Below are 21922 nucleotides of genomic sequence, written 5' to 3'. Positions count from 1 at the left end.
ACTCCTTAAAACGCGGTCGTTTCTTCCAAGGTAAACTTAACGTTATCTTCAATCCATTGACGACGTGGTGCAGCCTTATCCCCCATGAGTACGGAGACACGGCGTTCTGCACGCGCCAAGTCATCAATCGTGACACGGATCAAGGTACGGGTTTCTGGGTTCATGGTGGTCTCCCAAAGCTGGTCTGCATTCATCTCACCCAACCCTTTGTACCGTTGAATGGTTGCTCCACGGCCAAAGGTCCGACGCAACTCTTCTAATTCGCTATCTGTCCAAGCATAGGCTACTTCTTCTTTCTTGCCTTTGCCTTTCGACATCTTATAAAGAGGAGGAAGTGCAATGTAGACATGCCCTGCTTCTACCAAAGGGCGCATATAGCGATAGAAGAAGGTTAAGAGGAGGGTTTGAATGTGGGCACCATCTGTATCCGCATCGGTCATGATAATGATCTTATCGTAGTTGGCGTCTTCCACAGAGAAATCTGCCCCAACTCCTGCACCAATGGTGTAGATCATAGTGTTGATTTCCTCGTTCTTGAGGATATCACTCATATTGGCCTTCTCAGTATTAAGAACCTTCCCACGAAGTGGAAGAATCGCTTGGAACTTCCGGTCCCGTCCTTGTTTGGCAGAACCGCCGGCTGAGTCTCCTTCGACTAGATAGAGTTCGTTTTTCTTAGGATTTTTAGACTGGGCTGGTGTCAATTTACCAGACAAAAGTCCCTTGTCCTTTTTGCTCTTCTTGCCATTTCGGCTTTCATCCCGCGCCTTTCGAGCAGCTTCACGCGCATCCCGGGCCTTAATAGCCTTACGAATGAGATTGGAAGCCAACTCCCCATTTTCCATGAGGAAGAAGGTCAACTTGTCAGCGACAATCCCGTCAACAACTGGTCGAGCAAGTGGACTTCCTAGTTTGTCCTTGGTCTGCCCTTCAAACTGCAAATGAGCTTCTGGCACCAAGATCGAAAGTACTGCAGAAAGTCCTTCCCGGTAGTCGGATCCTTCTAGGTTCTTGTCTTTTTCTTTGAGAAGCCCCGTCTTTCTTGCATAGTCGTTCATGGCCTTGGTAATAGCTGTCTTCAGTCCCGTCTCGTGGGTTCCCCCATCCTTGGTGCGGACATTATTAACGAAGGACAAGATATTATCAGAATAACCATCATTGTATTGGAGGGCAACTTCTACTTGGAAGCCTTCTGATTCTCCATTAAAGTAGAGCACCGGCGTCAAGGTTTCTTTATCTTCATTTAAGTACTCAACGAAATCCTGAACACCATTCTCGTAATGGAAGGCGACATAGTTGTCTTCTTCCTTACGGAGATCGGTCAACGTCAGTGTTACATCCTTGAGTAAGAAAGCTGATTCTTTGATCCGCTCCGCAATGGTATTAAACTTGAAATCCGTCGTTGAGAAGATGGTGGCATCCGGCATGAAAGTAACCTTGGTTCCCGTCTTAGACTTAGGAGCCGACCCAATCTTCTCAAGAGTGGTAACAGGCTTCCCACCACCTTCAAAGCGTTGCTTGTAGACCGCTCCATCACGGGTAATCTCTACCTCAAGCCAGCTGGAGAGGGCATTCACGACCGAAGATCCTACCCCGTGGAGACCACCAGAAGTCTTATAGCCACCTTGACCAAACTTCCCACCCGCATGGAGGACGGTAAAGATGACCTCAACGGTTGGTTTACCCATAGCATGCATCCCTGTCGGCATCCCCCGACCTTGGTCTGCTACAGATAAGGACCCGTCTTTGTTGATGGTAACGTCAATTTGAGAACCAAAACCAGATAGGGCTTCATCGACAGCATTGTCGACAATTTCCCAGACCAAATGGTGAAGCCCATTTCCATCCGTGGATCCAATATACATCCCTGGACGTTTACGGACCGCATCCAACCCTTCTAGTACCTGAATGGCATCGTCATTATAATTATTAATGTTGATTTCCTTTTTAGACACAAGGAACCTCCTGTTTGTTCATCTTTTCTATATTACAGTTTTTTAGGAAATTTTGCAAAATTTTTCTTTCTTCTCTCCCTTTAACTAGGCTATTTAAGTGCGATTGATTCAAACCAACTATCCGATGTGACAAATCAGCTAGATATTTTCTTTTTCATTCAAAGCATTTTTGATATAATGAAACTATGATGAAAACAATTCTTTTACTCGTATTAGCATACCTATTAGGCTCTATCCCTTCTGGTTTGTGGATAGGAAAAGCCTTCTTTAACATCAATCTCCGCGAACACGGTTCTGGAAATACAGGAACCACCAATACCTTCCGTATCCTAGGGACAAAGGCAGGTCTGGTCGTCTTTGCTGTTGATTTCCTCAAGGGAACCTTGGCTGTTTTATTGCCGACTATTTTTGGGGTTTCAGGAATTTCTCCTATGGTCTTTGGTCTTTTAGCAGTCCTTGGACACACCTTCCCAATTTTTGCAGGCTTTAAAGGAGGCAAGGCAGTAGCGACTAGTGCAGGGGTCCTCATCGGCTTCTCTCCCGTTTTCCTCATCCTTTTAGCCATTTATTTCTTTGCTAGCCTTTACTTGACAAGTATGATTTCCTTTTCAAGTGTGACGGTCGCTATTCTGGCTAGTATCGGAGTCCTCATCCTCCCGCTGACTGGTTGGGTTCTCCCGAGCTACGATCTGATTTTTACCATCGTCGTCCTCGCTTTAGCGACCTTGATTATTATCCGCCACAAGGACAATATCAAACGAATCCTCAACAAGAATGAAAATATCATCTCCTGGGGAAAAAACATCACCCATCAAAAACATAAAGACTAGAACTTTTGCTCTAGTTTTTTTGTTTGCGATCACTTTGTCAGCACTTCTCTTCAAAAAAGTTCTATAAGTTTTTTCTTCCTTTTGTTTTTAATCATTGCAATTAAGGAGGATTTAGTTTATAATATCTTGAATTCAAAATCGGGAGGATTTTTATGAAATTCTATTCATATGATTATGTATTGAGTCAGATTAGCCAGCAAAATTGGGTCATGGTAATCATGTCCATTCTCTTAGTGTTGGTAACGGCTTTTTTTGTCTTTAAGGCATATAAGGATAAACGTGGAAGTAAGTTCCGTGAATTGTCTATTATTTCTGTCTTAATCTTAGTAGCCGTTGTTTTGATTGGCATTTCAAATTTTCAAAACAATCAGTCTAATGACAATCAATTCCGCTCTTCCCTACACTTTATCGAAGTTGTTTCAAAAGAATTAGGTGTAGATAAAGAAGATGTCTATGTCAATACTTCGGATACGACCGACGGAGCTATTATCAAGGTAGACAAGCAATTCTATCGTGCGATTAGCGGAACAGACCCAGATAGCTATTTACTTGAAAAAATGGACTTATATAAAACAGATGTAGAACTGGTGGAGGTTGAAAAATGATAAGCTTTTTTGCTACAATTGCAATTAAATTGGCCTTGGGGCTTCTTTCTCTTGTTTTTGTTATTAACGTAACAGGAAAAGGAAATTTAGCTCCAAGTTCTGCAGTAGACCAAATACAGAACTTTGTTCTCGGGGGTATTATCGGCGGGGTCATCTACAATAGCTCGATTACCATCCTTCAATATATCGTCATCCTCATCATCTGGACGATTTTGATTCTGTCACTCAAATGGCTTAATACCAATGTTTACTTCATCAAACATCTGATTGATGGAAAACCAACTATTATCATAAAAAACGGAAAATTAGATCCAGAAGCTTGTCGCTCAAAAGGCCTTTCTGCTTCTGACGTCGCTCTTAAGTTGCGCTCTCAAGGGGTCTTCCAATTGAAAGAAGTCAAAAGAGCCGTCATCGAACAAAATGGCCAACTCATAATCGTTCGAATGGGAGATGAAAATCCCAAATACCCAATCATTACAGATGGTGTGGTCCAAGTAGAGATCTTAGAGACCATTGGTAAAACTGAAGAATGGCTCATGGCCGAACTCAATAAAAAAGGATTCGAAACTGTTGATGACATCTTTATCGCTGAGTACGATAAGGGCGAGATTAATGTAGTGACTTACTAAGATTGGAAGTCAGCTATTAGTAAATAATAAAAAAACGCAAAAAGGTCGTTACTGTAAGTAACGACCTTTTTAATCCATCTATCTTTTAATAGTACTCCCCTTGGCGGTAGTTCCAAGAGTTGAAATGATCGGATAGGTGCATCATGATCTTATCGATATCCAATCCTTTACGGATCACAACTGGACAAGTATTAACAGAACGGCTGCCTGCTCCTTGTTCTGGGATGAGTTTTCCTTCTGCATCCACCATTGAGACCATCACCCCTTGTTCATAGCGTGTTTCAATGGTTTTGTCTGGTTGGATAGAGGCTACATAATCGTCAGCTTCGATGACCAAGTCTACGGCACCTTCAATGCGCTCACCGATTCCTTCAACCTTACCACGGTTTCCTTTACCTGAAGGATTGGCTGAAGAGGCGTAAACCATCTTGCCTTCTTTTTCCCACATTTCTTTGGCGATTTGCTCACCAGCTTTACCAAATTTAATGACAAAACAGCTGGTTCCACGAACGTCTGTCATGAGTTCTTCGCGTCCATCTCCGAAGGCTTGTAATTTTGCATAAGCATCTTCACGCCAAGGAAGGATACAACCAAGCAAGATATCTTCATCCCAATGTTTTTGGTAGAAGGCTTCGATTTCAGGATTCAATTGAGCAAGGGCACGAAGTTCATCCATGCTTCCACAAAGAACTACACCAGGTTTGTTGCGGTTACGTTCTTTGGCTTCAAACTTCCGTTCCAAGCCAGCCTTGTCACTGGTCATGATGATGTAGCCGACTTTGGTAGGGCAGACGATACAGCCACCCTCTCCTTTAAGAATGTCAAATCCTTCTTGTGAAAGTGTTCCGTCCCATTGAATGTGTTTTGTCATAAATTTCGTCCTCTTCTATTTCTTTTTTTCTATTCTATCAAAATTCCCAAAAAGCTTCAATGTATTTTCTGAAAATTCTTAATTAACTATACAATTTTTATTGCCAATAGGCGGGCCGATTCTTCTCATAAGCAGCAATCAAGTCCTCGTATTGGAGGGTAATCCCAATATCATCTAGACCGTTGAGTAATTTGTTCTTCCAATCCCCATCGATCTCAAAGCTAAATTCTCCAACAGGCGAGATGATCTTCTGCTCTTCCAAATCCACCGTTACCTCATCTGTCGGCTTCAAGCTTGCCAGCTTTTGACGAACCTCTAAAGGCTGGACTATTGGTAGCATCCCATTATTGAGTTCATTATTGTAATGGATATCTCCAAAAGAGCCGGCGATAACGACTTTAAAGCCATAATCAGCTAAAGCCCAGGCTGCGTGCTCCCGAGAAGAACCAGCCCCAAAATTGTCGCCAGTAATCAAGATGGTTGCCTTGCTGTATTCTGGTTTGTTAAAGATAAATTCTGTATCCTCGGTGTATTGATCATCCAAGTAGCGCCAAGCGTACATGAGGTATTTACCAAAGCCTTTTTTATCAATCAGCTTTAAAAATTGCTTGGGGAGGATTTGGTCGGTATCGATATTATCGTTCATCAAAGGAACCGTAGTTCCCGTATAAATGGTAAATTTCTCCATGATTCCTCCTTTTACTCAACTTCTGGCATTTGGCGCACATCGACAAAGCGACCGGCTATTGCTGCTGCAGCGGCCATTGCGGGGCTACAGAGATGGGTCTTAGCCCCAAATCCTTGGCGGTCTTCAAAGTTTCGGTTGCTAGTAGAGGCACAGTGGACGCCATCCGGCACCTTGTCTGGATTCATCCCGAGACACATAGAGCATCCTGGATCACGCCATTCAAAGCCAGCATCCAGAAAGATCTTATCCAAACCCATTTTTTCCGCTGCTCGTTTGACAGGACGGGAACCTGGAACTACGATGGCGGTTAAATTAGGGGCAATTTTCTTCCCTTCTACGAAACGGGCAGCCAGCTGCAAATCGCTGAGTCTGGCATTGGTACAAGATCCGATAAAGATATAGCCCAACTCGATGTCTGAAGCCTTTTGACCTGGTTGGAGATCCATGTAGGCATAGGCCCGTTCATCATTCATATCCCGAATTTCTGGAAAGGCTGTTTCCACGTCGACTCCCATAGAAGGGTTGGTCCCCCAGGTCACCATGGGTGCTAACTGGGATACATCGATGGTGATGACTCTATCATATGTCGCATCGTTGTCACTGACCAGGGACTGCCAATCGGCTACTGCAGCTTCAAAATCTTTTGGCACACATTCACGACCACGGAGATAGTCAAAAGTCGTCTCATCTGGATTCATAATCCCCATCTTAGAGCCGAATTCAATGGACATATTGCAGATGGTCATCCGCTCTTCCATGGTGAGGCTATCGATTGCTTCCCCTCTATACTCGACCACATGGCCAACCCCACAGGCTACGCCATAATGAGCAATCAAGGCCAAAATATAGTCCTTGGCATAAATCCCCTTCTGAGGCTTTCCAGTAAACTCGACCAAGAGCTTCTTCGGTTTGACCTGCCAGATGGTCTGAGTCGCAAAGACATGCTCCACCTCACTGGTCCCAATTCCAAAGGCAATGGCGCCGAAAGCTCCATGGGTCGCCGTATGGCTGTCTCCACAGACAATGAACTTTCCAGGCTGGGTACGTCCTGTTTCAGGACCAACCATATGGACAATTCCCTGTTTTTCTGAACCATGACCTGCATGATCGATCCCAAAGTCCTTGACATTTTCAGCTAATTTATCAATCTGAGCCTTGGAAATCACATCCCGGATATCATAAATGTTAACAGTCGGGACATTGTGATCAAAGGTTCCAAAGGTTAAATCTGGTCTCCGAACCCTTCTACCAGTGTCTCTAAGCCCTTGAAAAGCCTGGGGACTGGTCACCTCGTGGATATAGTGTTGGTCCACATACATGAGTTGGGGCTGGCCTTCCTCACCGGTCACTACATGCCGTTCCCAGATTTTATCAAAAATTGATTTTCCTGCCATCCTTACCTCCATAAAGCGTAGAGTGTGTAAAGTGTGAGAAGGGTTCCTAAGAGCCAGGTGACCTTAAAATACCACTTCTGTGTCTTGTGATGAAAGAGTAGCCCTCCTATCCAGGCTCCTAGCCCTCCAACTGCAAAAGCATAAAAGAGCAAGGTCTTTTCTGGTATCCGCCAAGTATTTCTTTTGGCCTTTTCCTTATCCACTCCGTAGAGAATCCCTACGAAGAGATTCCATAGAAGGATCAAGCCAGTAATCATTCCTTTTACACTCATAAGCGTTTTATAATCTCTTCTGTCATTTCTTTTGTCGAAGCACTGCCACCTAAGTCTCTCGTAAAGATCCCTGCAGCAAGAGTCGCTTCAACTGCTTTTTCAATGCGGCTAGCATCTTCTTCTCGATCAAAACTTTCTCGCATCATCATGGCAACAGAGAGGATCATCGAGACTGGATTGGCTACTCCTTGACCTGCAATATCTGGAGCTGATCCATGAATAGGCTCATACATGCTTGGACCTGACTCTGAATGGCTAGCCGATGGCATGACCCCAAGAGTGCCAGACAAGACACTTGACTCGTCTGAAAGGATATCACCAAAGAGGTTTTCTGTCACGATGACATCAAAGCGAGAAGGATTGGTAATCATGAGCATGGCTGCTGAGTCTACTAACTGGTGCTCCAGGGTCACATCCGGGAAGTCTTGAGCCACTCGATCAGCTACTTTTCTCCAAAGCTTGGAGGTTGCGAGGACATTTTGCTTATCAATGCTGGTGACTTTCTTGCGACGTCCCCGTGCAATCTCAAAAGCCTTCCGCACGATTCGCTCTACTTCTTCAACCGAGTATTCGTTGATATCCCGTGCTTGATTTTCTTCTAAGATATGCTCTCCGAAGTAGATCCCGCCGGTGAGCTCGCGAACCACTATGAAGTCCACACCATGGATGCGCTCCTCCTTCAATGGAGAGAGGTGCTTGAGGGCATCGTAGATTTTGACCGGACGAATGTTGGCATAAAGGTTGAGCTCCTTACGAAGAGCTAACAAGCCTTGCTCCGGACGAATCGGTGCTTGGTCATACTGAGGACTTCCGATAGCCGCTAAGAGAATGGCATCCGCTTCCTTTGTAGCTTCTAGAGTAGAAGCTGGTAGAGGATGACCAGCCGCATCAATCCCTGCTCCCCCAAATGGATGAGCTTGGACTGAATAGTTAAAATTTGTTTTTTCTGCCACTGCTTTCAGCACGGACAGGCCAGCCTCCATGATCTCTGGTCCAATCCCGTCTCCAGCTAGGGCGATAATCTTCTTCGTCATAGTGTTCTCCTTTAGGCATCTGGTAGATCACGATAGGATACAATGTGACCAATCTCTCCAGCATTCTCTTTTTGCACCAAGGTATTGGCATTGATATAGGCAATCGCTGACGCCTTCAATACGTCAAAGTCTAAACCAGAAGCGTTAAAGATGGTATCCGTTGCTTCGTTTTCAACAGTGACCAGCACACGCGCTTGGGCATCAATTCCATCTGTCACCGCATCAATGGTGTAGGAAGTCAGACGAACTTCTTGGTGGAAGAATTGATCAATAGCGTTAAAGATCGCTTCCACTGAACCTTGACCTTTGGCAAGGTATTCAAGAATTTCACCATCTTCATTTTTCAGACTGACTGCTGCAGTGATGCTTTCATCTTCATTGGTTGTGAGGCGAAGATCATCAAAGTGGAAGCCTTCCGGATTTTCCACTGCTGTACCAGCAACAAGGGCGCGGATATCGGCATCGGTGATCTCGTGTTTCTTGTCTGCCAGAGATTTAAACTTAGCAAACAATGGCTTGATGTCTTCTTCTGTGAAATCCAGTCCCAACTCATGCAGTTTTTCGACAAAGGCATGGCGACCAGACAATTTACCAAGTGGAAGGCTATTGCTCTTAACCCCCACCAACTCAGGCGTGATGATTTCATAGGTAAGTGGATTTTTAAGAACTCCATCTTGGTGAATCCCAGACTCGTGTGAGAAGGCATTACCACCAACAACCGCCTTGTTTTTAGGAATTGGAATCCCAGAGTAACGAGAGACCAACTCAGAGGTGTTGATGGTTTCATTAAGGACAATCGGACTCTCCACTTGGAAATAGTCTTCGCGAATATTAAGAGCGACCGCTACTTCTTCAAGGGCAGCATTTCCAGCCCGTTCCCCGATCCCATTGATAGTACCTTCGACCCGACCAGCTCCATTTTTGACAGCGGCGAGGCTATTTGCCACTGCCATTCCCAGATCATCATGACAATGAGGGGAATAAATAATCTCACGATCCGACTTGACATGGTCAATCAAGTATTTGAAAATAGCTCCGTACTCTGCTGGTGTCGTGAAACCGACTGTATCAGGAATATTGATGTAGCTAGCGCCAGCATCGACTGCAGTCTGGACAACTTGCAAGAGGAAATCCAACTCCGTCCGTGTCGCATCTTCGGGCGAGAATTCAACAACTTTAAACTTAGAACGCGCATAAGAAACGTGTTCCTTGATCGCTTCAAGAATTTCTTCCTTGGTCTTGTTGAGTTTAAACTCCCGGTGAATGGGACTCGTTGCGATAAAGACGTGAACTTGCGGATACTTGGCGTCTTTCAAGGCTTCATAGCAAGCATCGATATCGGATTTAACGGAGCGAGCCAAACCTGTAACGGCTGTCTTTGTCAAGACCTTCGCAATCTCTTGCACAGCAGTAAAGGAATCCGGACTGGCTGCAGGAAAACCTGCCTCAATAGCAGAAATACCCCATTTTTCCAATTGCTTGGCAATGGCAATCTTTTCTTTGATAGAGAAATTAACTCCTGGAGTCTGTTCACCGTCCCGAAGGCTGGTATCTAAAAATTCAACTTTACGCATAGGGTCTCCTCATTTCTAAACATAGTGAATAAAATAAAAACATCTCGCCAGTTACCTAAGCGAGATGTCTTGTTACTCCCGCTTGGTAAGCCAAACAGGACTAATGCTTTTGCACTAGCCCGAGTACCTCAACAACAAAGCAAATTGAATAAACTTAGCTGTTTTCATGTTTGACTTTCTCCTTTGATTGATGTCTTGTTTAGTATTTTAGCATAGGGAAAATTGAATGTCAAGAATTTTCTACAATATTCTGAATTTTTTGAATAGAAACAAAATAAAGGCGAAAGTCGCTTTCTTACTTTCGCCTGATCTTCTTATTTTTTCCTGTAGAGATCAAAGATGATTTGATCATTGTATAGATCAATGGTATTGGCCTTGACATAGAAATCCATCTCATTTTTAATCTTAGCAAGCTCGATCTTGATCGTCGCTTCTTTGCTATCAATTTTTACAAAGTCAGGTAGATCCTTGTTTGTAGACAGCACCTGCATCACGGTCTTCTTAGGAAGTTTCAAGGTCCCAACTGAAAAATCCTTGAGGGTCAGGAGGATACTCCCATCCTCTAGCTTACTTGGCTGGAAATAGATATAGAGCGGGTACTCCTTTCCTAAAAAGTCCATCTTCCCCTCTAGTAACATCTGTTGGTTGTCTGCATACAGTTGATAATCACTCAAATGATAACTTTTCAGCATGACCTTGATGGTTTCATTTAGTTGAGCCCTAGTTGTGGTCATACTGCCGATCTTGACATCTCCTCCTTGGCTAGGAGTCTGTAGTTGCCGGACATCCTCTCGTACCGTTGAGAAACGAGTCCATATGACTAGACTTGTTGCCAGCAAGAAACTGACCAAGCCTAGAAAGAGCCATTTCCAGATGTTAATCGGCGTTTTTTCTCGTCTCTCCTTAAAATGACGTCCTGTGGTTGCTGGTTTAACCTTCTTCTCACTCGAACCATTTTTTCTCAGTTGCATGTATTTTCTCCAGTACGGCTTCTTTCATGATCTCATAGCCAGTATTATTGGGATGGAAACTACCCTCATCATACAAGGCATCATTGGTCACAGTTTCTTTTCCTAATTCGGATTCTGTCACCCCACTCTTGCCATCAATGCCCTTATAGAGGAGGTCATTGATTGGAACAAAGTAGACGCCTTGATAGGCAGAGAGGGTCTCCTCCGTTCTTTGGTTCCACTGATCGACAAGGGTCTGCAATTCCGTTAGATCGGGGAAGTTGAGATACAAGGGATTATAGATCCCCACCACGTAAACGGGCAGATCCGGATTGTCCTTGCGGGCCAATTCGATGATCTGCTTGAGATTTTTCTCGTAGGTCTTCGATGCTTTTTCGAAGCGGTCCAGATCTAAGTTACTGGTATCCTCAAGAATGGCCTTTCGCAGATCATTGCCCCCGACAGTAATGGTCAGTAACTGAGCCTGCTTCAGGTCCTTTCGAATCTCCTTTTTCTCCTGCATGCGTGACAAAATTTGACTACTCGTGTTGCCAGAGACACCATAGTTGATCGCTTTGAATTCAAGACCTGTTTCATTGGTCAAACTCTGAGCGAGCAGAGGGACAAAACCTCCCTGATTGGTGCTATCTCCCACGCCTTTGGTCAAGGAATCCCCAATCGCTACATAGGTGACTACCTTCTTTTTGGCACTTGTTGACGGTTTGGTCATCACTGGTTCTGCCGAAGGAAGGAGCCAATTGACCAGAAAAAAGCAGACCAGAAAAGTGACCAAACAATACAAGATCATCTCTAGTATTTTTCTACTATTCATATACTCTTCATTCGTCCAGATTTCAATTTGACTTTCTTATTTTTAAGTCAGGTTTAGGCTTGGTAGACAATCTTGCCCTGGCAGATAGTATAGGCCACCTGTCCCTTGAGGGATTCACCAACAAACGGTGAATTAGCTGCCTTAGAAGCAAAATGATCAGACACTAAACGGTCAGCATCCGGATCAAAGATCACAATATCTGCTGGTCCACCGACTTCCAAATAACCCGCTTCAAAATTATATAATTTAGCAGGATTATAGGTCATTTTTTCTAAGAGTTCCATCAAGCTGAGCTCTCCTGCATGGACCAAATAGGTCAAACCAAGCGATAGAGAGGTCTCTAATCCTGTCATGCCGGAAGGAGCCTTGGTGATATCGGCTACGTTCTTTTCATCCGCATGATGAGGCGCGTGGTCCGTTGCGATTACGGTAATGACTCCTGACTTCAAGCCTTCGATGACTGCACCGCGGTCTTCTTCCCGACGAAGAGGCGGATTCATCTTGGCATTGCTTCCCTTAGACAGCAAGAGGTCTTCAGTCTTAGAGAAATGCTGAGGAGCTACTTCTGCTGTAACAGGAGCACCGATCGCTTGGGCAAACTCGACAACCTTGACACTCTCAGCTTTCGAGAGGTGTTGGATGTGGAGGTGGCCACCTGTCGCATGAGCAATCATAGCATCCCGCGCTGCCATAGAGTATTCTGCTACACCAGTCGCTCCGCAAACCTTGAAATGCTCCCGGGCAATGTGCTCATTGAGTCCCAGAATGCCGTTCAACTCTGGATCTTCTTCGTGGAGACTAATGAAAGTCCCCAGACGTTTAGCTTCTTCCAAGGCCTGACGGACTACCTTGGTACTTTGCAACGGGATCCCATCATCTGAGAAACCGACAGCCCCAGCTTGTAACAAACCTTCAAAGTCAGTGAGGTGTTGGCCATCAAAGTTCTTGGTAACCGTCGCTACGGTTTTAACATGAATGGCTTCCTTAGCAGCAGAATCCAAGACTTCTTTTAAGGTCTCGACATCTGAGATGGTTGGAGTGGTATTAGCCATCATGACGACTGTGGTAAAACCACCTGCTGCAGCTGCCAGTGCTCCTGTGTGAATATCTTCCTTGTGGGTCTGACCTGGTTCACGGAAGTGAACGTGAATGTCCACCAAACCTGGCGCTACCACCTTGCCACTCGCATCGATGACTTGGGCTCCTTCATAAGAAAGAGATGGACCTATTTCCACAATTTTCCCCTGATCTACCAAAAGATCACATACTTGGTCCAAACCAGTTTTTGGGTCCATTACCCGACCATTTTTAATGACTAACATCTTCTACTCCTTTATTCATAGAAATCAACATGGGTCTCTAGCAAGTGATCCCCATCATAGCGGAACATAGCTGAAAAGAAGGGTTTATCCTCCAAGAGCCACTCGACAAAGGTGTGGTCCCCCTCCCAAGTTGGCTTACTTAAGACTTGATCATAAGGCACCCACTCCAGTGTCCCTTCGTTACACTCGATGAGCTCCCCTTCAAATTCGGTCACCTTGAAGACATAGGTGTACCAGTCCAGGTCAGGTGTAAATTCAGGGAAGGTGATAATTCCTTTTAGAACTGGCTTAGCAACTAGACCCGTTTCTTCAAGAATTTCTCTAGTAGCACATTCTTGAGGAGTTTCCCCGCGTTCTAATTTTCCACCAACCCCGATCCACTTGCCTTCATGGACATCATTGGGCTTTTTATTGCGATGAAGCATCAAAAACGCTTCTCCATTATCGATATAGCAAATTGTAGCTAACTGTGGCATTATTTCTTCTTTCTATTTTCCTAACTTCGCAACCAATCAATAGGCTCGCGACCCATCTCCGTTAAATAAGCGTTAGCCCTTGAAAAAGGACGGGAGCCAAAGAAACCGCGATAGGCCGATAAGGGACTGGGATGGGCACTTTCAATAATCAAGTGTTTACTTGCATCAATCAAAGACTTCTTCTTCCGAGCATAGGCACCCCACAGAATAAAGACAACATGCTCCTCCTCTTGACTGACTAGGCGAATAACTGCATCTGTAAACTCTTCCCAAATCAGGCCAGCGTGCCCATTGGCTTGGCCAGCAGGCACTGTCAGACAGGCATTGAGTAAGAGAACCCCTTGCTCTGCCCAAGGCATCAAATCATGGGAAGGCTTAGGCCCCACATCTTCCGCTAACTCCTTTAAAATGTTTTGCAAGGATGGAGGTGCTGGGATGTCATCCGGTACAGAAAAGCTGAGTCCCTGTGCTTGACCAGGACCGTGATAGGGATCCTGACCCAGAATCACGACCTTAACTTCTTCCAGATTCGTTGTCTTTAAGGCCTGAAAAACCTTTTCACGAGGTGGGTAAATGGTCCCTGATGCATAGACCTGATCTAAAAATTGATTGATTTGCTTAAAGTAGCCCTCTGGAAGCTGCTCCTTAAGCAATTGGTGCCATCTTGAATGTTCCATCGCTTCTCCTTACAGCATAAAATAATTAACCGTTCTCTTGAGATTTCCTCGGACCAGCAGCCAAACCAATAGAGGCTAACAAGAGAATTTGTGGTAGAAATTGGATCAGATAACGAGTCTTGCCACCTTCAAAGATGGTCAAAAAGAGAAGACCACCAAATACAGCTAATGACAAGAAGTGGATATCATCCTCTTCTCTTTTCTTCAGATAGACAAAGACCAGCCCAGCTGCCATGATGATCCAAATGACTTGTTTAAGGAACTCATAATATTTGTATTGAGGACGATCCGTACTCAAGAAGTAGGTCCGAACCCACTTAGCAAAGGGGAAATCCTTAGTGTAACGCTCGTAAAGAGGATTGATAACGGGAGTCTTCTCATACTCCACATCCCGATAGAGCCAACCAAGTGTCCCTTCTGCCACCGTCAAGGATTGCTTGGTATAAAGGTGTCCCAGGAGTCCAATCGGGCCATATTCCTTCAAGCGCCGTTTGATTTCTTTAATGATATATTCGTTCTTGAACATCCCATTATTGTACTCGTCTCGCTTATCTTCGTCGACATATTTCAAGAGCCCCTCTTTCATATCTGCTTGGTTATGACCAATATCCGTCAAGCCCAAGTTAATAAACAAGAGAGGACCCTTGGCCAGACCTTCCCCTTCGAGAATAGGAACGGCTGTTTGGTGTTTGACAGCTGTATTAAGGGCTCCATAGACCAGACCAGTTGATAAAAGGGTTAAAGCAAAGACTTTACCAAAGACCTTCCACTGCCCTTTAAAGAAAAGAACCATCCAAAAGGCTATCACGACAATAATGGTCGTCGGACGAATAAGCATGGTCAGACCTGATAATAGTCCAAATAACAAGGAGGTTTTCCATTGTGCATCACTGTCGCCCCCTTTTAAGAGATCCAAGGCTAGCCCTAATTGCAAGGCGATGAGAGGAAGAGGCGGAATATCCGTGTACATGGAGTAAAAATAAGGGGAATAACAGATTAAGGCCACATAGAGGGTATACACCAAATCTGCCACTTTTTGGTCATAATGTTTTAGTCCTAAACGATACAAGAGGATAGCTCCTGCATTCACAAAAACCATGTTGAGAACTTGCATGACCCAGAGGCCTGCTCCACCAAAGATTTGGTAGAAAAAGCGTTCGTACAAGAACAAGGGAAGGTTATTGGGATTCCGACTCAGGTAGCTTGAGATAGAGGACTCTTTTAGAAGGCTAAAGGCTCCCGTATAGACCACCGCAGCATCCCGACGAATCAACAATTCTGCAGATAGCATAAAAACAATCTGAACCAGAATTGCTCCCAGCATAAATCCTGTCTTATGTTTCATCAACCAGGAAAAGGCTCTTTTGAGATAGGAGCGACCAACATAAGCTAGGAGGAAGACAAGTCCCCCAACTACAAGTCCCCATCCCGAAATATCTTTTAGGTATACGACACTAATGATAAACCAGTGCACCATCAGGAACAACATGACCAGATGGAGAAAGCCAAATAAGACTTTTTTACTTTTTACTAACATAGCTCCATTATAGCAAAAAAATAGGGATTTCGCTGGATTCTATCGGCTCTCCATCAAATAGAGGACTTCAGTTTGGATGGTGAAGCCCAGGCCTAGATAAAGGCTGAGGGCTGCTTGATTCTCTTTTTCAACGACAATCTGAAATTGCTGCTCCATTTCTGCAGCCATCTGATTCATCACGCTTCGCAAGAGATAGCACGCATACCCTTTGCGGAGATGATCCGGGTCAACGGCTAGTCCAAAGAAATAGGTCGTTCCTTGAGATAGATCCACCGTAACAGAAGCAAGGACTTGCTCTTGGTCACGCAAGACAAAGAGACGGGTATCCTGGCCCTCGAGAGACTCGGTCGCATACTTGAGGGCATAGTCAAGATCTGTCTCAAAAGCCTTGGATTGAAAATGAGCAATCTCTTGGAGCATGGACTCCACAGCTTCCAATACCATCAGCCCTTCTCTCTTCTCATGGTCGGTGACCTGACATGGGGCCTCCAACCACAGTTCGTGGTCTTCCTCTTCTGCCTCCACTAAATGAAAATGGCTAAGTAAGTCCGTGTTTTGATCCAAAAACCGAACCTCTGACACATATAGTCGTTCTTCTAGCTGATAGTCCTTGGCCAAGTCCATAAAGTCTTCCCATAAGGAACGGGCAATACCTTGTCTACGAAAAGAAGGAGTCACAAAGAGCTGAACTTCAGCTTCCTTGGGTTCATCCGCATAGATGGACAAAAATCCAAGCAGTTGCCCCTCCACCAATGCAAGGATAAATGCTGGCATCGTAGGATCATCATTATAGAGATTGTCCAAATAGGGCAGGCGATAGGTTTGATCGACTTGGTGACAGGCTCTCACAAGCTGTTCACACTGTTTCTTTTCTTCTATAGTCAGACGAGTGCGTCTTTCAAGCTTCATTATTTTATCCTTCCTTTACAAAAGAAAAGGAGAGCCAAGCGTTGGCCCTCCTCCATTATACTTTAGTCTTGCCAAGTTTCTTGGTTTTCCTTGAAACGGCGTAACAGTTCCAAACCTTCAGAAGTGATATAACCTTGTTCTTCAGCCAAATGAATCAATTCAGTGTAGTTTGACAAGGTTTCAAGTTGAACGCCAGCTTCCGCAAATTTCTTATCGGCTTTCTCCAATTGGTAGGTGAAGATAGCCACCACACCAAGGACATCTGCCCCTTCGCGCTTCGCAGCTGCGACAGCATCCAAGACAGATCCACCAGTAGAAATCAAATCTTCCACTACGACCATCTTTTGACCTTGTGGTACACGACCTTCAATTTGATTACCAGCACCGTGGTCTTTTGGTTTGCTACGAATGTAGGCAAATGGCAAATTCATCTTATCCGCAATAATGGCTCCGTGAGGAATCCCTGCAGTTGCAGTTCCAGCAATCACTTCTACTTCAGGGAAAGCTTCCTTGATTTTATCTACAAATCCATTTTCAATCAAGGTACGAGTTTCAGGATAAGCGAGGGTCACACGGTTATCCGTATAAATAGGGGACTTAATCCCAGAAGCCCACGTAAAAGGCTCTTCTGGTTTCAAATAAACAGCTTCAATTTTTAGAAGATGGCTGGCAATATCTTTAGCTAATGACATGATAACTCCTTTTCACGATTTTAATCGAATACGAATTAAATCAATGATTTATTTTTAAACGACTGTACAGGTTAGTGAATAGTTCAGGGAAGGCCCTATCGGGCTCTGTTTATTCCGACGATTTAGAGGATAAAACTATCATTTTTATCCTCTAAATCTAGTGAACTCGTTAGGGAAGGCCCCGTCGGGCTTCCCGTAGAGCTACAAAAGTTTCACTTTTAGTAGCTCTTACGAGTTCCATTGTCTCTTAATCTCATGGTAAGCGTCCCATGGATTTTCTGCTTGGATAATTGGACGTCCAACAACAATGTAGTCAGAGCCAATTTTATGGGCTTCTTGTGGGGTCATGACCCGTTTTTGGTCACCAATTTCTGCTCCTGCAGGACGGATCCCTGGGGTCACACAAACAAACTCTTCTGATGTAGCTTTCTTGATCAAATCTACTTCATGGGCTGAGCAGACAACGCCATCCAAGCCTGCTTCTTGCGCCTTACGGGCATAATTAACTACTGATTCTTGGACAGTGGTTTGGATGTTTTGGCAATCACGCATGTCTTCTTCACTGGTAGAAGTCAATTGAGTCACCGCTACTAACTTAGCTCCTGGTCCAAGTGCTTTTTTGGCTTCGCGCATCATCTCTACACCACCTGCTGCATGAACTGTCACCATATCCACACCAAAGGTGCCTAGGACAGACATGGCTGACTTAACCGTATTTGGGATGTCGTGCAATTTTAAATCCAAGAAAATGCTATGGCCACGACCTTTCAGATAGTGAACAATTTCTGGGCCGACTGCATAGAAAAATTCCATTCCGATTTTTACAAACAGTTTTTCATCTTCTGGGAAATGTTCTAGAAAGTTTTTGACATCTTCAAAAGCTGGAAAATCAAGGGCGATGATGGGACGTTCTTCACGCATGGGTTTCTCCTTTTTATGGCTGACATTTTTTCCACAAAAAAACCTTGCCCGAGGCAAGGTTACACGAAAATTAGGTAGTATCTACCCTGATTCACCGTCTAGACCTTAGGAGCCTCTCTGGACCGCTTTAAAGGTTTTTCTACATTGTAGTACGATATGAAAGAAAAGTCAAGAAATAATCATAAAACGTTCGGATTCAGTCTGTCTTTTCGGATTAGACTAGTATGAGTCCTTGATCATAACAAAAAACTTGACATATTACCGATTTTCCTGTAAGATATTTTCTATGCTGAGTAAGGGTTGTTTTAGTTGTAGCTTACTCAGTAGCCTGTTGGGGTTGTAGCCAACAGGCATTTTTTATTTTCTTGCTAATCCTTATAATAGATTTTCTCGGACATGCCGACGCAAATCTTCCAAGCTAGTTATTCCATACTGATCCATGACCTTTGGTAAGTCTTGGATAATGGTCGGGCATGCGTATGGATCAGTGAAATTAGCGGTTCCAACTCCAATCGCAGAGGCTCCTGCAATCATCATCTCAATAGCTGCTTCTGCTGAATCCACGCCACCCATTCCAATAATTGGTAGTTTGGTCGATTGGGATACTTGGCGGATGAGTTTCAAGGCTACTGGAAAAATAGCTGGACCTGACATACCGCCTGTGCCATTGGCAATAATCGGCTTGCCTGTCTTGAGGTCAAAGCGCATCCCGACCAGCGTGTTGATCATGGTCAAGCCACTAGCCCCTGCATCCTCTGCAGCCTTGGCGACATGAGTAATATCTGCAACACTAGGGGTCAACTTAACGTAGACAGGAACGGATGAGGCTTCTACAGCTGCTTTCACGGCTGCATAGGCCAATTCAGGAACCTGTCCGATTAAGATACCATTATTGCCATGGTCTACGTTGGGACAAGAGATATTGAGCTCGATGGCCTTGACATTTGGCGCTTGCGAGATCTTGCCAGATACCGTTGCATACTCTTCATTGGAGAAGCCAGCTACATTGGCGATAATCGGTAGATCTGGATAATGCTGGGCCAACCAAGGGAGTTTCTCTGCTAGGACCACGTCTACCCCTGGATTTTGGAGACCAATAGCATTGAGCATACCTGCAGGTGTTTCGGCAACGCGTGGCGTGGGATTTCCGAAGCGAGCCTCAGCAGTTGTCGCCTTGATCATAATGGATCCAAGCAGGTCTAAGTCATAGTATTTGGCATATTCCTGACCAAAGCCAAAACAGCCGGAAGCCGGAATGATGGGGTTTTTCAAGTCTAATCCTGGTAAGGATACAGCTAATCGATTACTTGTCATACTTTCCTCCCTACATCACAATCGTACCAGTTTCAAAGACTGGACCGTCTTCACACACGCGCTTGTTGGCCGCTTGGCTTTCATTTTCTAAATGCACCACACAGGCATAGCAAGCACCCATCCCACAGGCCATACGCGATTCCATAGAAATGTAGGCGCGGGGATGGTCATGGAATTTGGTATTGACATATTTGAGCATGCCAGGTGCTCCACAAGAATAGATAGCGTCAAACTCCTGATCCATCTGATCAATGACCGTAGAGACATAACCTTTGATACCATAAGAACCATCGTCTGTTGTAATGGTTACTTGGCCGTACTGCTTCAACTCTTCTTCCAGGATAACCGCTTCTTTATTGGCAAATCCAAGAACAGAATGGACTTCTACTCCCTGCTCATGTAGCTGTTTAGCCACTTGGACCAAAGGAGGAACACCAATCCCGCCACCAATGATCAAGGCACGCGCCCCTTGACCAAGACCTTTTAGGTCAAAGCCGTTTCCTTGAGGGCCCATGACACTGAGGAAGCTACCAATAGCCAGCTGAGAAAAGATGGCTGTCCCTCCCCCTTCTACCCGATAGATGAGGCGACAGGTCTGGCTGTCTGGATCTATCTCAGAGATAGAAATAGGACGACGGAGGAGCTTAGAGTCATCCGGTACACGGATATGGAGAAACTGCCCCGGTAGCATCTGCTCCACCATTTCCCCCTTCAAGACCATTGAAAAAATCCGTGGCGCAATCTCTTCTTGAGCGATTAACTCCATGTCTTCCATCATGATTTTTCCAAACCGTTTCTTACAGCTGTCACTGACCATTGGCTTCCTCTTCTTTCTTCCAGCAAAAAAGACCTCGCAAAAGCAAGGTCCTACAAATGATCAGCTAGACTCGGTCCGTTGATCTTTTTCTGTCTTTCCTTGCAGGCCTCTCTGGACCCCTTAAAGGTTAAATTTGTCTCATTATATCGCTCTCCTTGTCGCTTGTCAAGTAGAAGCCCGATGGCTCCGCTCATTTCCCATCTGTCTCAGGAGAAAACCCTTCTGGTACCGGTGGGATATACTGTAAAGCAATGCGATTTTCAGGCTTGCGATCGACCAAGTAGAGAACCAACAAGAAGAGCCATTCCAGGGGCTTCATCAGATAGTAAATGATATCCATGGCCCATTTCTTCTTGATATGTTTGGCAAAGGGATAGCCATAGCGGTCATAATTACGACGCAGGAATCGATGGAAACGTGGCGTCTTTTCTTCTAAGACCTGCTCAAAGGCATTGGCAATACAGAGCTGGCGATTCACCACAACAGGATGACCGTGCCGGACACCCATACGTTGGGGCTTGACAACTTTTTCATGGCCACCAGCCGCAACTGTACAGAGATAGTGCTCATCCATGATGAGATTCTGAGGAGGGATCTTTTCTGAGAAGGTCCAATCTGCCGTATTGGTCCAGGCCTTGACCAAGCTATCAGGACGTTGACCAAAGAGCATGAGGACCATGACCAATACCGCTAACAAGGGAAGGGCAAAGACGACTGCCAGCCAAGGCCAGTGTTTGGATTGGTGGAGAATCAGGTGAAAGCGCTGGAGAATTGGATTGTCATAGGCCCTATTGGGATCAGACTCGCCCTCCCACTCCTTCATCCTGGTCCGCAGGAGACTAATAGAATAAACCAACAAGAAGACCGTGTGACAACCGATGACTTGTACCTGGATGTCAAACACCCCTAACAATACCAAGCCCATCAATATCCCACTAATACAAAAAATGTTCAAAAGCGGGGACAAGGAATTGGCATCCCTATAAGAATAGATGACCAGAGCTAGGAAGGAAATCAGTGCTAAGGTAAGAATCGTCGGGAGAGCCTCCGACCAAATTATGGTATGCTTCTGCTCATTGATGAGCTGATGGGTCCAATCATAACCAGTCAGATCCTTTACCAGATAGATGACGAAGGATTCCAGGATACAGCCAAAGACTCCTATCCATAGGATCACAAAGTACTTGCGATTGTTGACCCTTCGTTTAATTTTTTCTTCTTCTTTTTCTTCATAGACACCGACCAGTTCCTTTTCCAAGGTCTGGGCCTGTATCGTAGACCAGCGAGTAATAACATACAGAATCACAAAGATATTGGGAACAAAATAACTAACCCCTAGGGCATGAACAAGAATTGTAACACTGTATATTGCGACTCCAAAAATAGCATTCCAGAAACCCAAAGATTGGATATTTCCTGGTAAGCTACCAAGGATTAGAAAGACGTACAATCCAAGAAAGATCAATAAGTTGGTCATAAAGTTAATCTTTAATAGACTGGCTAAAAATTTGGTCTCCAGTTCCTGGTTCCATTTTTTGTACCAGAAAACGATTTTCTTCATCACATCTCCTCCATCATTTCCCTCATTTTATCAAGCTACAATTAATCCTTCAATTCTAAACC

Annotated in this window: 22 protein-coding genes; 3 read left to right on the top strand and 19 right to left on the bottom strand. The window is 44.7% G+C overall.

Features of this window, described 5'->3' with window-relative positions; translation table 11 throughout:
• Positions 1-5 precede the first annotated feature (5 nt).
• The gene (gene parE / locus RCH62_RS03005) at positions 6-1955 is read right to left on the bottom strand and encodes a DNA topoisomerase IV subunit B (RefSeq protein ID WP_048788975.1); all 1950 of its coding nucleotides are present in this window, start codon (positions 1953-1955) and stop codon (positions 6-8) included.
• 188 nt (positions 1956-2143) lie between these two features.
• Here parE and plsY point away from each other — a divergent pair, with 188 nt between their 5' ends.
• The 3 genes from plsY (at position 2144) to RCH62_RS02990 (ending at position 4019) form a co-directional block, all read left to right on the top strand.
• The gene (plsY, locus tag RCH62_RS03000; RefSeq protein WP_185761540.1) at positions 2144-2785 is read left to right on the top strand and encodes a glycerol-3-phosphate 1-O-acyltransferase PlsY; all 642 of its coding nucleotides are present in this window, start codon (positions 2144-2146) and stop codon (positions 2783-2785) included.
• A 152-nt stretch (positions 2786-2937) separates the two neighbouring features.
• Complete coding sequence (locus RCH62_RS02995) at positions 2938-3390, top strand: DUF3290 family protein (protein ID WP_048689788.1); 453 nt, start codon at positions 2938-2940, stop codon at positions 3388-3390.
• On the top strand, positions 3387-4019 hold the full coding sequence (locus RCH62_RS02990; RefSeq protein ID WP_048689792.1) for a DUF421 domain-containing protein: 633 nt from the start codon (positions 3387-3389) through the stop codon (positions 4017-4019). The genes RCH62_RS02995 and RCH62_RS02990 overlap by 4 nt, the downstream gene beginning before the upstream one ends.
• Positions 4020-4104: 85 nt before the next feature.
• Here the strand turns inward: RCH62_RS02990 and RCH62_RS02985 are convergent, their stop codons facing one another.
• The 18 genes from RCH62_RS02985 to RCH62_RS02900 form a co-directional block, all read right to left on the bottom strand.
• Positions 4105-4890, bottom strand: coding sequence for an L-threonylcarbamoyladenylate synthase (locus RCH62_RS02985; protein ID WP_006596430.1), 786 nt, complete (start codon positions 4888-4890; stop codon positions 4105-4107).
• Positions 4891-4987: 97 nt separating this feature from the next.
• The gene (gene leuD / locus RCH62_RS02980) at positions 4988-5578 is read right to left on the bottom strand and encodes a 3-isopropylmalate dehydratase small subunit (RefSeq protein ID WP_306474597.1); all 591 of its coding nucleotides are present in this window, start codon (positions 5576-5578) and stop codon (positions 4988-4990) included.
• Positions 5579-5589: 11 nt separating this feature from the next.
• Positions 5590-6972 (bottom strand): 3-isopropylmalate dehydratase large subunit, encoded by a 1383-nt coding sequence (gene leuC / locus RCH62_RS02975; protein WP_306474595.1) that lies wholly within the window; start codon positions 6970-6972, stop codon positions 5590-5592.
• A 2-nt stretch (positions 6973-6974) separates the two neighbouring features.
• Entirely contained in the window at positions 6975-7244 is a 270-nt protein-coding gene (locus RCH62_RS02970; protein WP_048689804.1) for a DUF1294 domain-containing protein, read from the bottom strand.
• Positions 7241-8278 (bottom strand): 3-isopropylmalate dehydrogenase, encoded by a 1038-nt coding sequence (leuB, locus tag RCH62_RS02965; RefSeq protein WP_306474594.1) that lies wholly within the window; start codon positions 8276-8278, stop codon positions 7241-7243. The genes RCH62_RS02970 and leuB overlap by 4 nt, the downstream gene beginning before the upstream one ends.
• An 11-nt stretch (positions 8279-8289) precedes the next feature.
• Entirely contained in the window at positions 8290-9852 is a 1563-nt protein-coding gene (locus tag RCH62_RS02960; RefSeq protein ID WP_306474593.1) for a 2-isopropylmalate synthase, read from the bottom strand.
• A 314-nt stretch (positions 9853-10166) separates the two neighbouring features.
• The gene (locus RCH62_RS02955; protein WP_306474592.1) at positions 10167-10823 is read right to left on the bottom strand and encodes a YpmS family protein; all 657 of its coding nucleotides are present in this window, start codon (positions 10821-10823) and stop codon (positions 10167-10169) included.
• Positions 10795-11634, bottom strand: coding sequence for an SGNH/GDSL hydrolase family protein (locus RCH62_RS02950; protein WP_306474591.1), 840 nt, complete (start codon positions 11632-11634; stop codon positions 10795-10797). Before RCH62_RS02950 ends, RCH62_RS02955 begins: the two co-directional genes overlap by 29 nt.
• A 53-nt stretch (positions 11635-11687) precedes the next feature.
• Positions 11688-12956 (bottom strand): dihydroorotase, encoded by a 1269-nt coding sequence (locus RCH62_RS02945; RefSeq protein WP_306474590.1) that lies wholly within the window; start codon positions 12954-12956, stop codon positions 11688-11690.
• 11 nt (positions 12957-12967) lie between these two features.
• Positions 12968-13432: an 8-oxo-dGTP diphosphatase gene (locus RCH62_RS02940; protein ID WP_306474589.1), complete on the bottom strand. Its 465-nt coding sequence runs from the start codon at positions 13430-13432 to the stop codon at positions 12968-12970.
• 20 nt (positions 13433-13452) lie between these two features.
• The gene (locus RCH62_RS02935; RefSeq protein WP_306474588.1) at positions 13453-14109 is read right to left on the bottom strand and encodes a uracil-DNA glycosylase; all 657 of its coding nucleotides are present in this window, start codon (positions 14107-14109) and stop codon (positions 13453-13455) included.
• A gap of 25 nt (positions 14110-14134) precedes the next feature.
• A complete protein-coding gene (locus RCH62_RS02930) occupies positions 14135-15646 on the bottom strand; it encodes a glycosyltransferase family 39 protein (protein WP_306474587.1) in 1512 nt (503 codons plus the stop codon).
• A gap of 39 nt (positions 15647-15685) precedes the next feature.
• Positions 15686-16555 (bottom strand): GNAT family N-acetyltransferase, encoded by an 870-nt coding sequence (locus RCH62_RS02925; RefSeq protein WP_306474586.1) that lies wholly within the window; start codon positions 16553-16555, stop codon positions 15686-15688.
• 62 nt (positions 16556-16617) lie between these two features.
• Positions 16618-17247 carry an orotate phosphoribosyltransferase gene (gene pyrE, locus RCH62_RS02920; protein ID WP_061563915.1) on the bottom strand — a complete coding sequence of 210 codons (630 nt, stop codon included), beginning with the start codon at positions 17245-17247 and terminating at the stop codon, positions 16618-16620.
• Between the two features lie 228 nt (positions 17248-17475).
• Positions 17476-18168, bottom strand: a complete 693-nt coding sequence (pyrF, locus tag RCH62_RS02915; protein ID WP_061563914.1) for an orotidine-5'-phosphate decarboxylase — start codon at positions 18166-18168, stop codon at positions 17476-17478.
• A gap of 375 nt (positions 18169-18543) precedes the next feature.
• Positions 18544-19482: a dihydroorotate dehydrogenase gene (locus RCH62_RS02910; protein WP_306474585.1), complete on the bottom strand. Its 939-nt coding sequence runs from the start codon at positions 19480-19482 to the stop codon at positions 18544-18546.
• A 10-nt stretch (positions 19483-19492) separates the two neighbouring features.
• The gene (locus RCH62_RS02905; protein WP_306474584.1) at positions 19493-20299 is read right to left on the bottom strand and encodes a dihydroorotate dehydrogenase electron transfer subunit; all 807 of its coding nucleotides are present in this window, start codon (positions 20297-20299) and stop codon (positions 19493-19495) included.
• A gap of 190 nt (positions 20300-20489) precedes the next feature.
• Positions 20490-21860, bottom strand: coding sequence for a DUF6688 family protein (locus tag RCH62_RS02900; protein WP_306474583.1), 1371 nt, complete (start codon positions 21858-21860; stop codon positions 20490-20492).
• Between the last annotated feature and the right edge of the window lie 62 nt (positions 21861-21922).

The organism is Streptococcus sp. (assembly GCF_030825805.1).
Lineage (GTDB): Bacteria > Bacillota > Bacilli > Lactobacillales > Streptococcaceae > Streptococcus.
Note: the sequence above shows the minus strand (reverse complement) of the source record. Positions and strands in the feature narration are given on the sequence as shown.

Excerpts from the sequence above, each read along its gene's own strand:
- pyrF (WP_061563914.1), bottom strand. The coding sequence starts at position 18,168 with ATGCGTGAAGAACGTCCCATCATCGCCCTTGATTTTCCAGCTTTTGAA.
- RCH62_RS02900 (WP_306474583.1), bottom strand. The coding sequence starts at position 21,860 with ATGAAGAAAATCGTTTTCTGGTACAAAAAATGGAACCAGGAACTGGAG.
- RCH62_RS02955 (WP_306474592.1), bottom strand. The coding sequence starts at position 10,823 with ATGCAACTGAGAAAAAATGGTTCGAGTGAGAAGAAGGTTAAACCAGCA.
- RCH62_RS02985 (WP_006596430.1), bottom strand. The coding sequence starts at position 4,890 with ATGACAAAACACATTCAATGGGACGGAACACTTTCACAAGAAGGATTT.
- plsY (WP_185761540.1), top strand. The coding sequence starts at position 2,144 with ATGAAAACAATTCTTTTACTCGTATTAGCATACCTATTAGGCTCTATC.
- leuC (WP_306474595.1), bottom strand. The coding sequence starts at position 6,972 with ATGGCAGGAAAATCAATTTTTGATAAAATCTGGGAACGGCATGTAGTG.
- leuD (WP_306474597.1), bottom strand. The coding sequence starts at position 5,578 with ATGGAGAAATTTACCATTTATACGGGAACTACGGTTCCTTTGATGAAC.
- RCH62_RS02925 (WP_306474586.1), bottom strand. The coding sequence starts at position 16,555 with ATGAAGCTTGAAAGACGCACTCGTCTGACTATAGAAGAAAAGAAACAG.
- RCH62_RS02945 (WP_306474590.1), bottom strand. The coding sequence starts at position 12,956 with ATGTTAGTCATTAAAAATGGTCGGGTAATGGACCCAAAAACTGGTTTG.
- RCH62_RS02910 (WP_306474585.1), bottom strand. The coding sequence starts at position 19,482 with ATGACAAGTAATCGATTAGCTGTATCCTTACCAGGATTAGACTTGAAA.
- RCH62_RS02990 (WP_048689792.1), top strand. The coding sequence starts at position 3,387 with ATGATAAGCTTTTTTGCTACAATTGCAATTAAATTGGCCTTGGGGCTT.
- RCH62_RS02940 (WP_306474589.1), bottom strand. The coding sequence starts at position 13,432 with ATGCCACAGTTAGCTACAATTTGCTATATCGATAATGGAGAAGCGTTT.
- pyrE (WP_061563915.1), bottom strand. The coding sequence starts at position 17,247 with ATGTCATTAGCTAAAGATATTGCCAGCCATCTTCTAAAAATTGAAGCT.
- RCH62_RS02960 (WP_306474593.1), bottom strand. The coding sequence starts at position 9,852 with ATGCGTAAAGTTGAATTTTTAGATACCAGCCTTCGGGACGGTGAACAG.
- RCH62_RS02905 (WP_306474584.1), bottom strand. The coding sequence starts at position 20,299 with ATGGTCAGTGACAGCTGTAAGAAACGGTTTGGAAAAATCATGATGGAA.
- RCH62_RS02930 (WP_306474587.1), bottom strand. The coding sequence starts at position 15,646 with ATGTTAGTAAAAAGTAAAAAAGTCTTATTTGGCTTTCTCCATCTGGTC.
- RCH62_RS02950 (WP_306474591.1), bottom strand. The coding sequence starts at position 11,634 with ATGAATAGTAGAAAAATACTAGAGATGATCTTGTATTGTTTGGTCACT.
- leuB (WP_306474594.1), bottom strand. The coding sequence starts at position 8,278 with ATGACGAAGAAGATTATCGCCCTAGCTGGAGACGGGATTGGACCAGAG.
- RCH62_RS02935 (WP_306474588.1), bottom strand. The coding sequence starts at position 14,109 with ATGGAACATTCAAGATGGCACCAATTGCTTAAGGAGCAGCTTCCAGAG.
- RCH62_RS02995 (WP_048689788.1), top strand. The coding sequence starts at position 2,938 with ATGAAATTCTATTCATATGATTATGTATTGAGTCAGATTAGCCAGCAA.
- RCH62_RS02970 (WP_048689804.1), bottom strand. The coding sequence starts at position 7,244 with ATGAGTGTAAAAGGAATGATTACTGGCTTGATCCTTCTATGGAATCTC.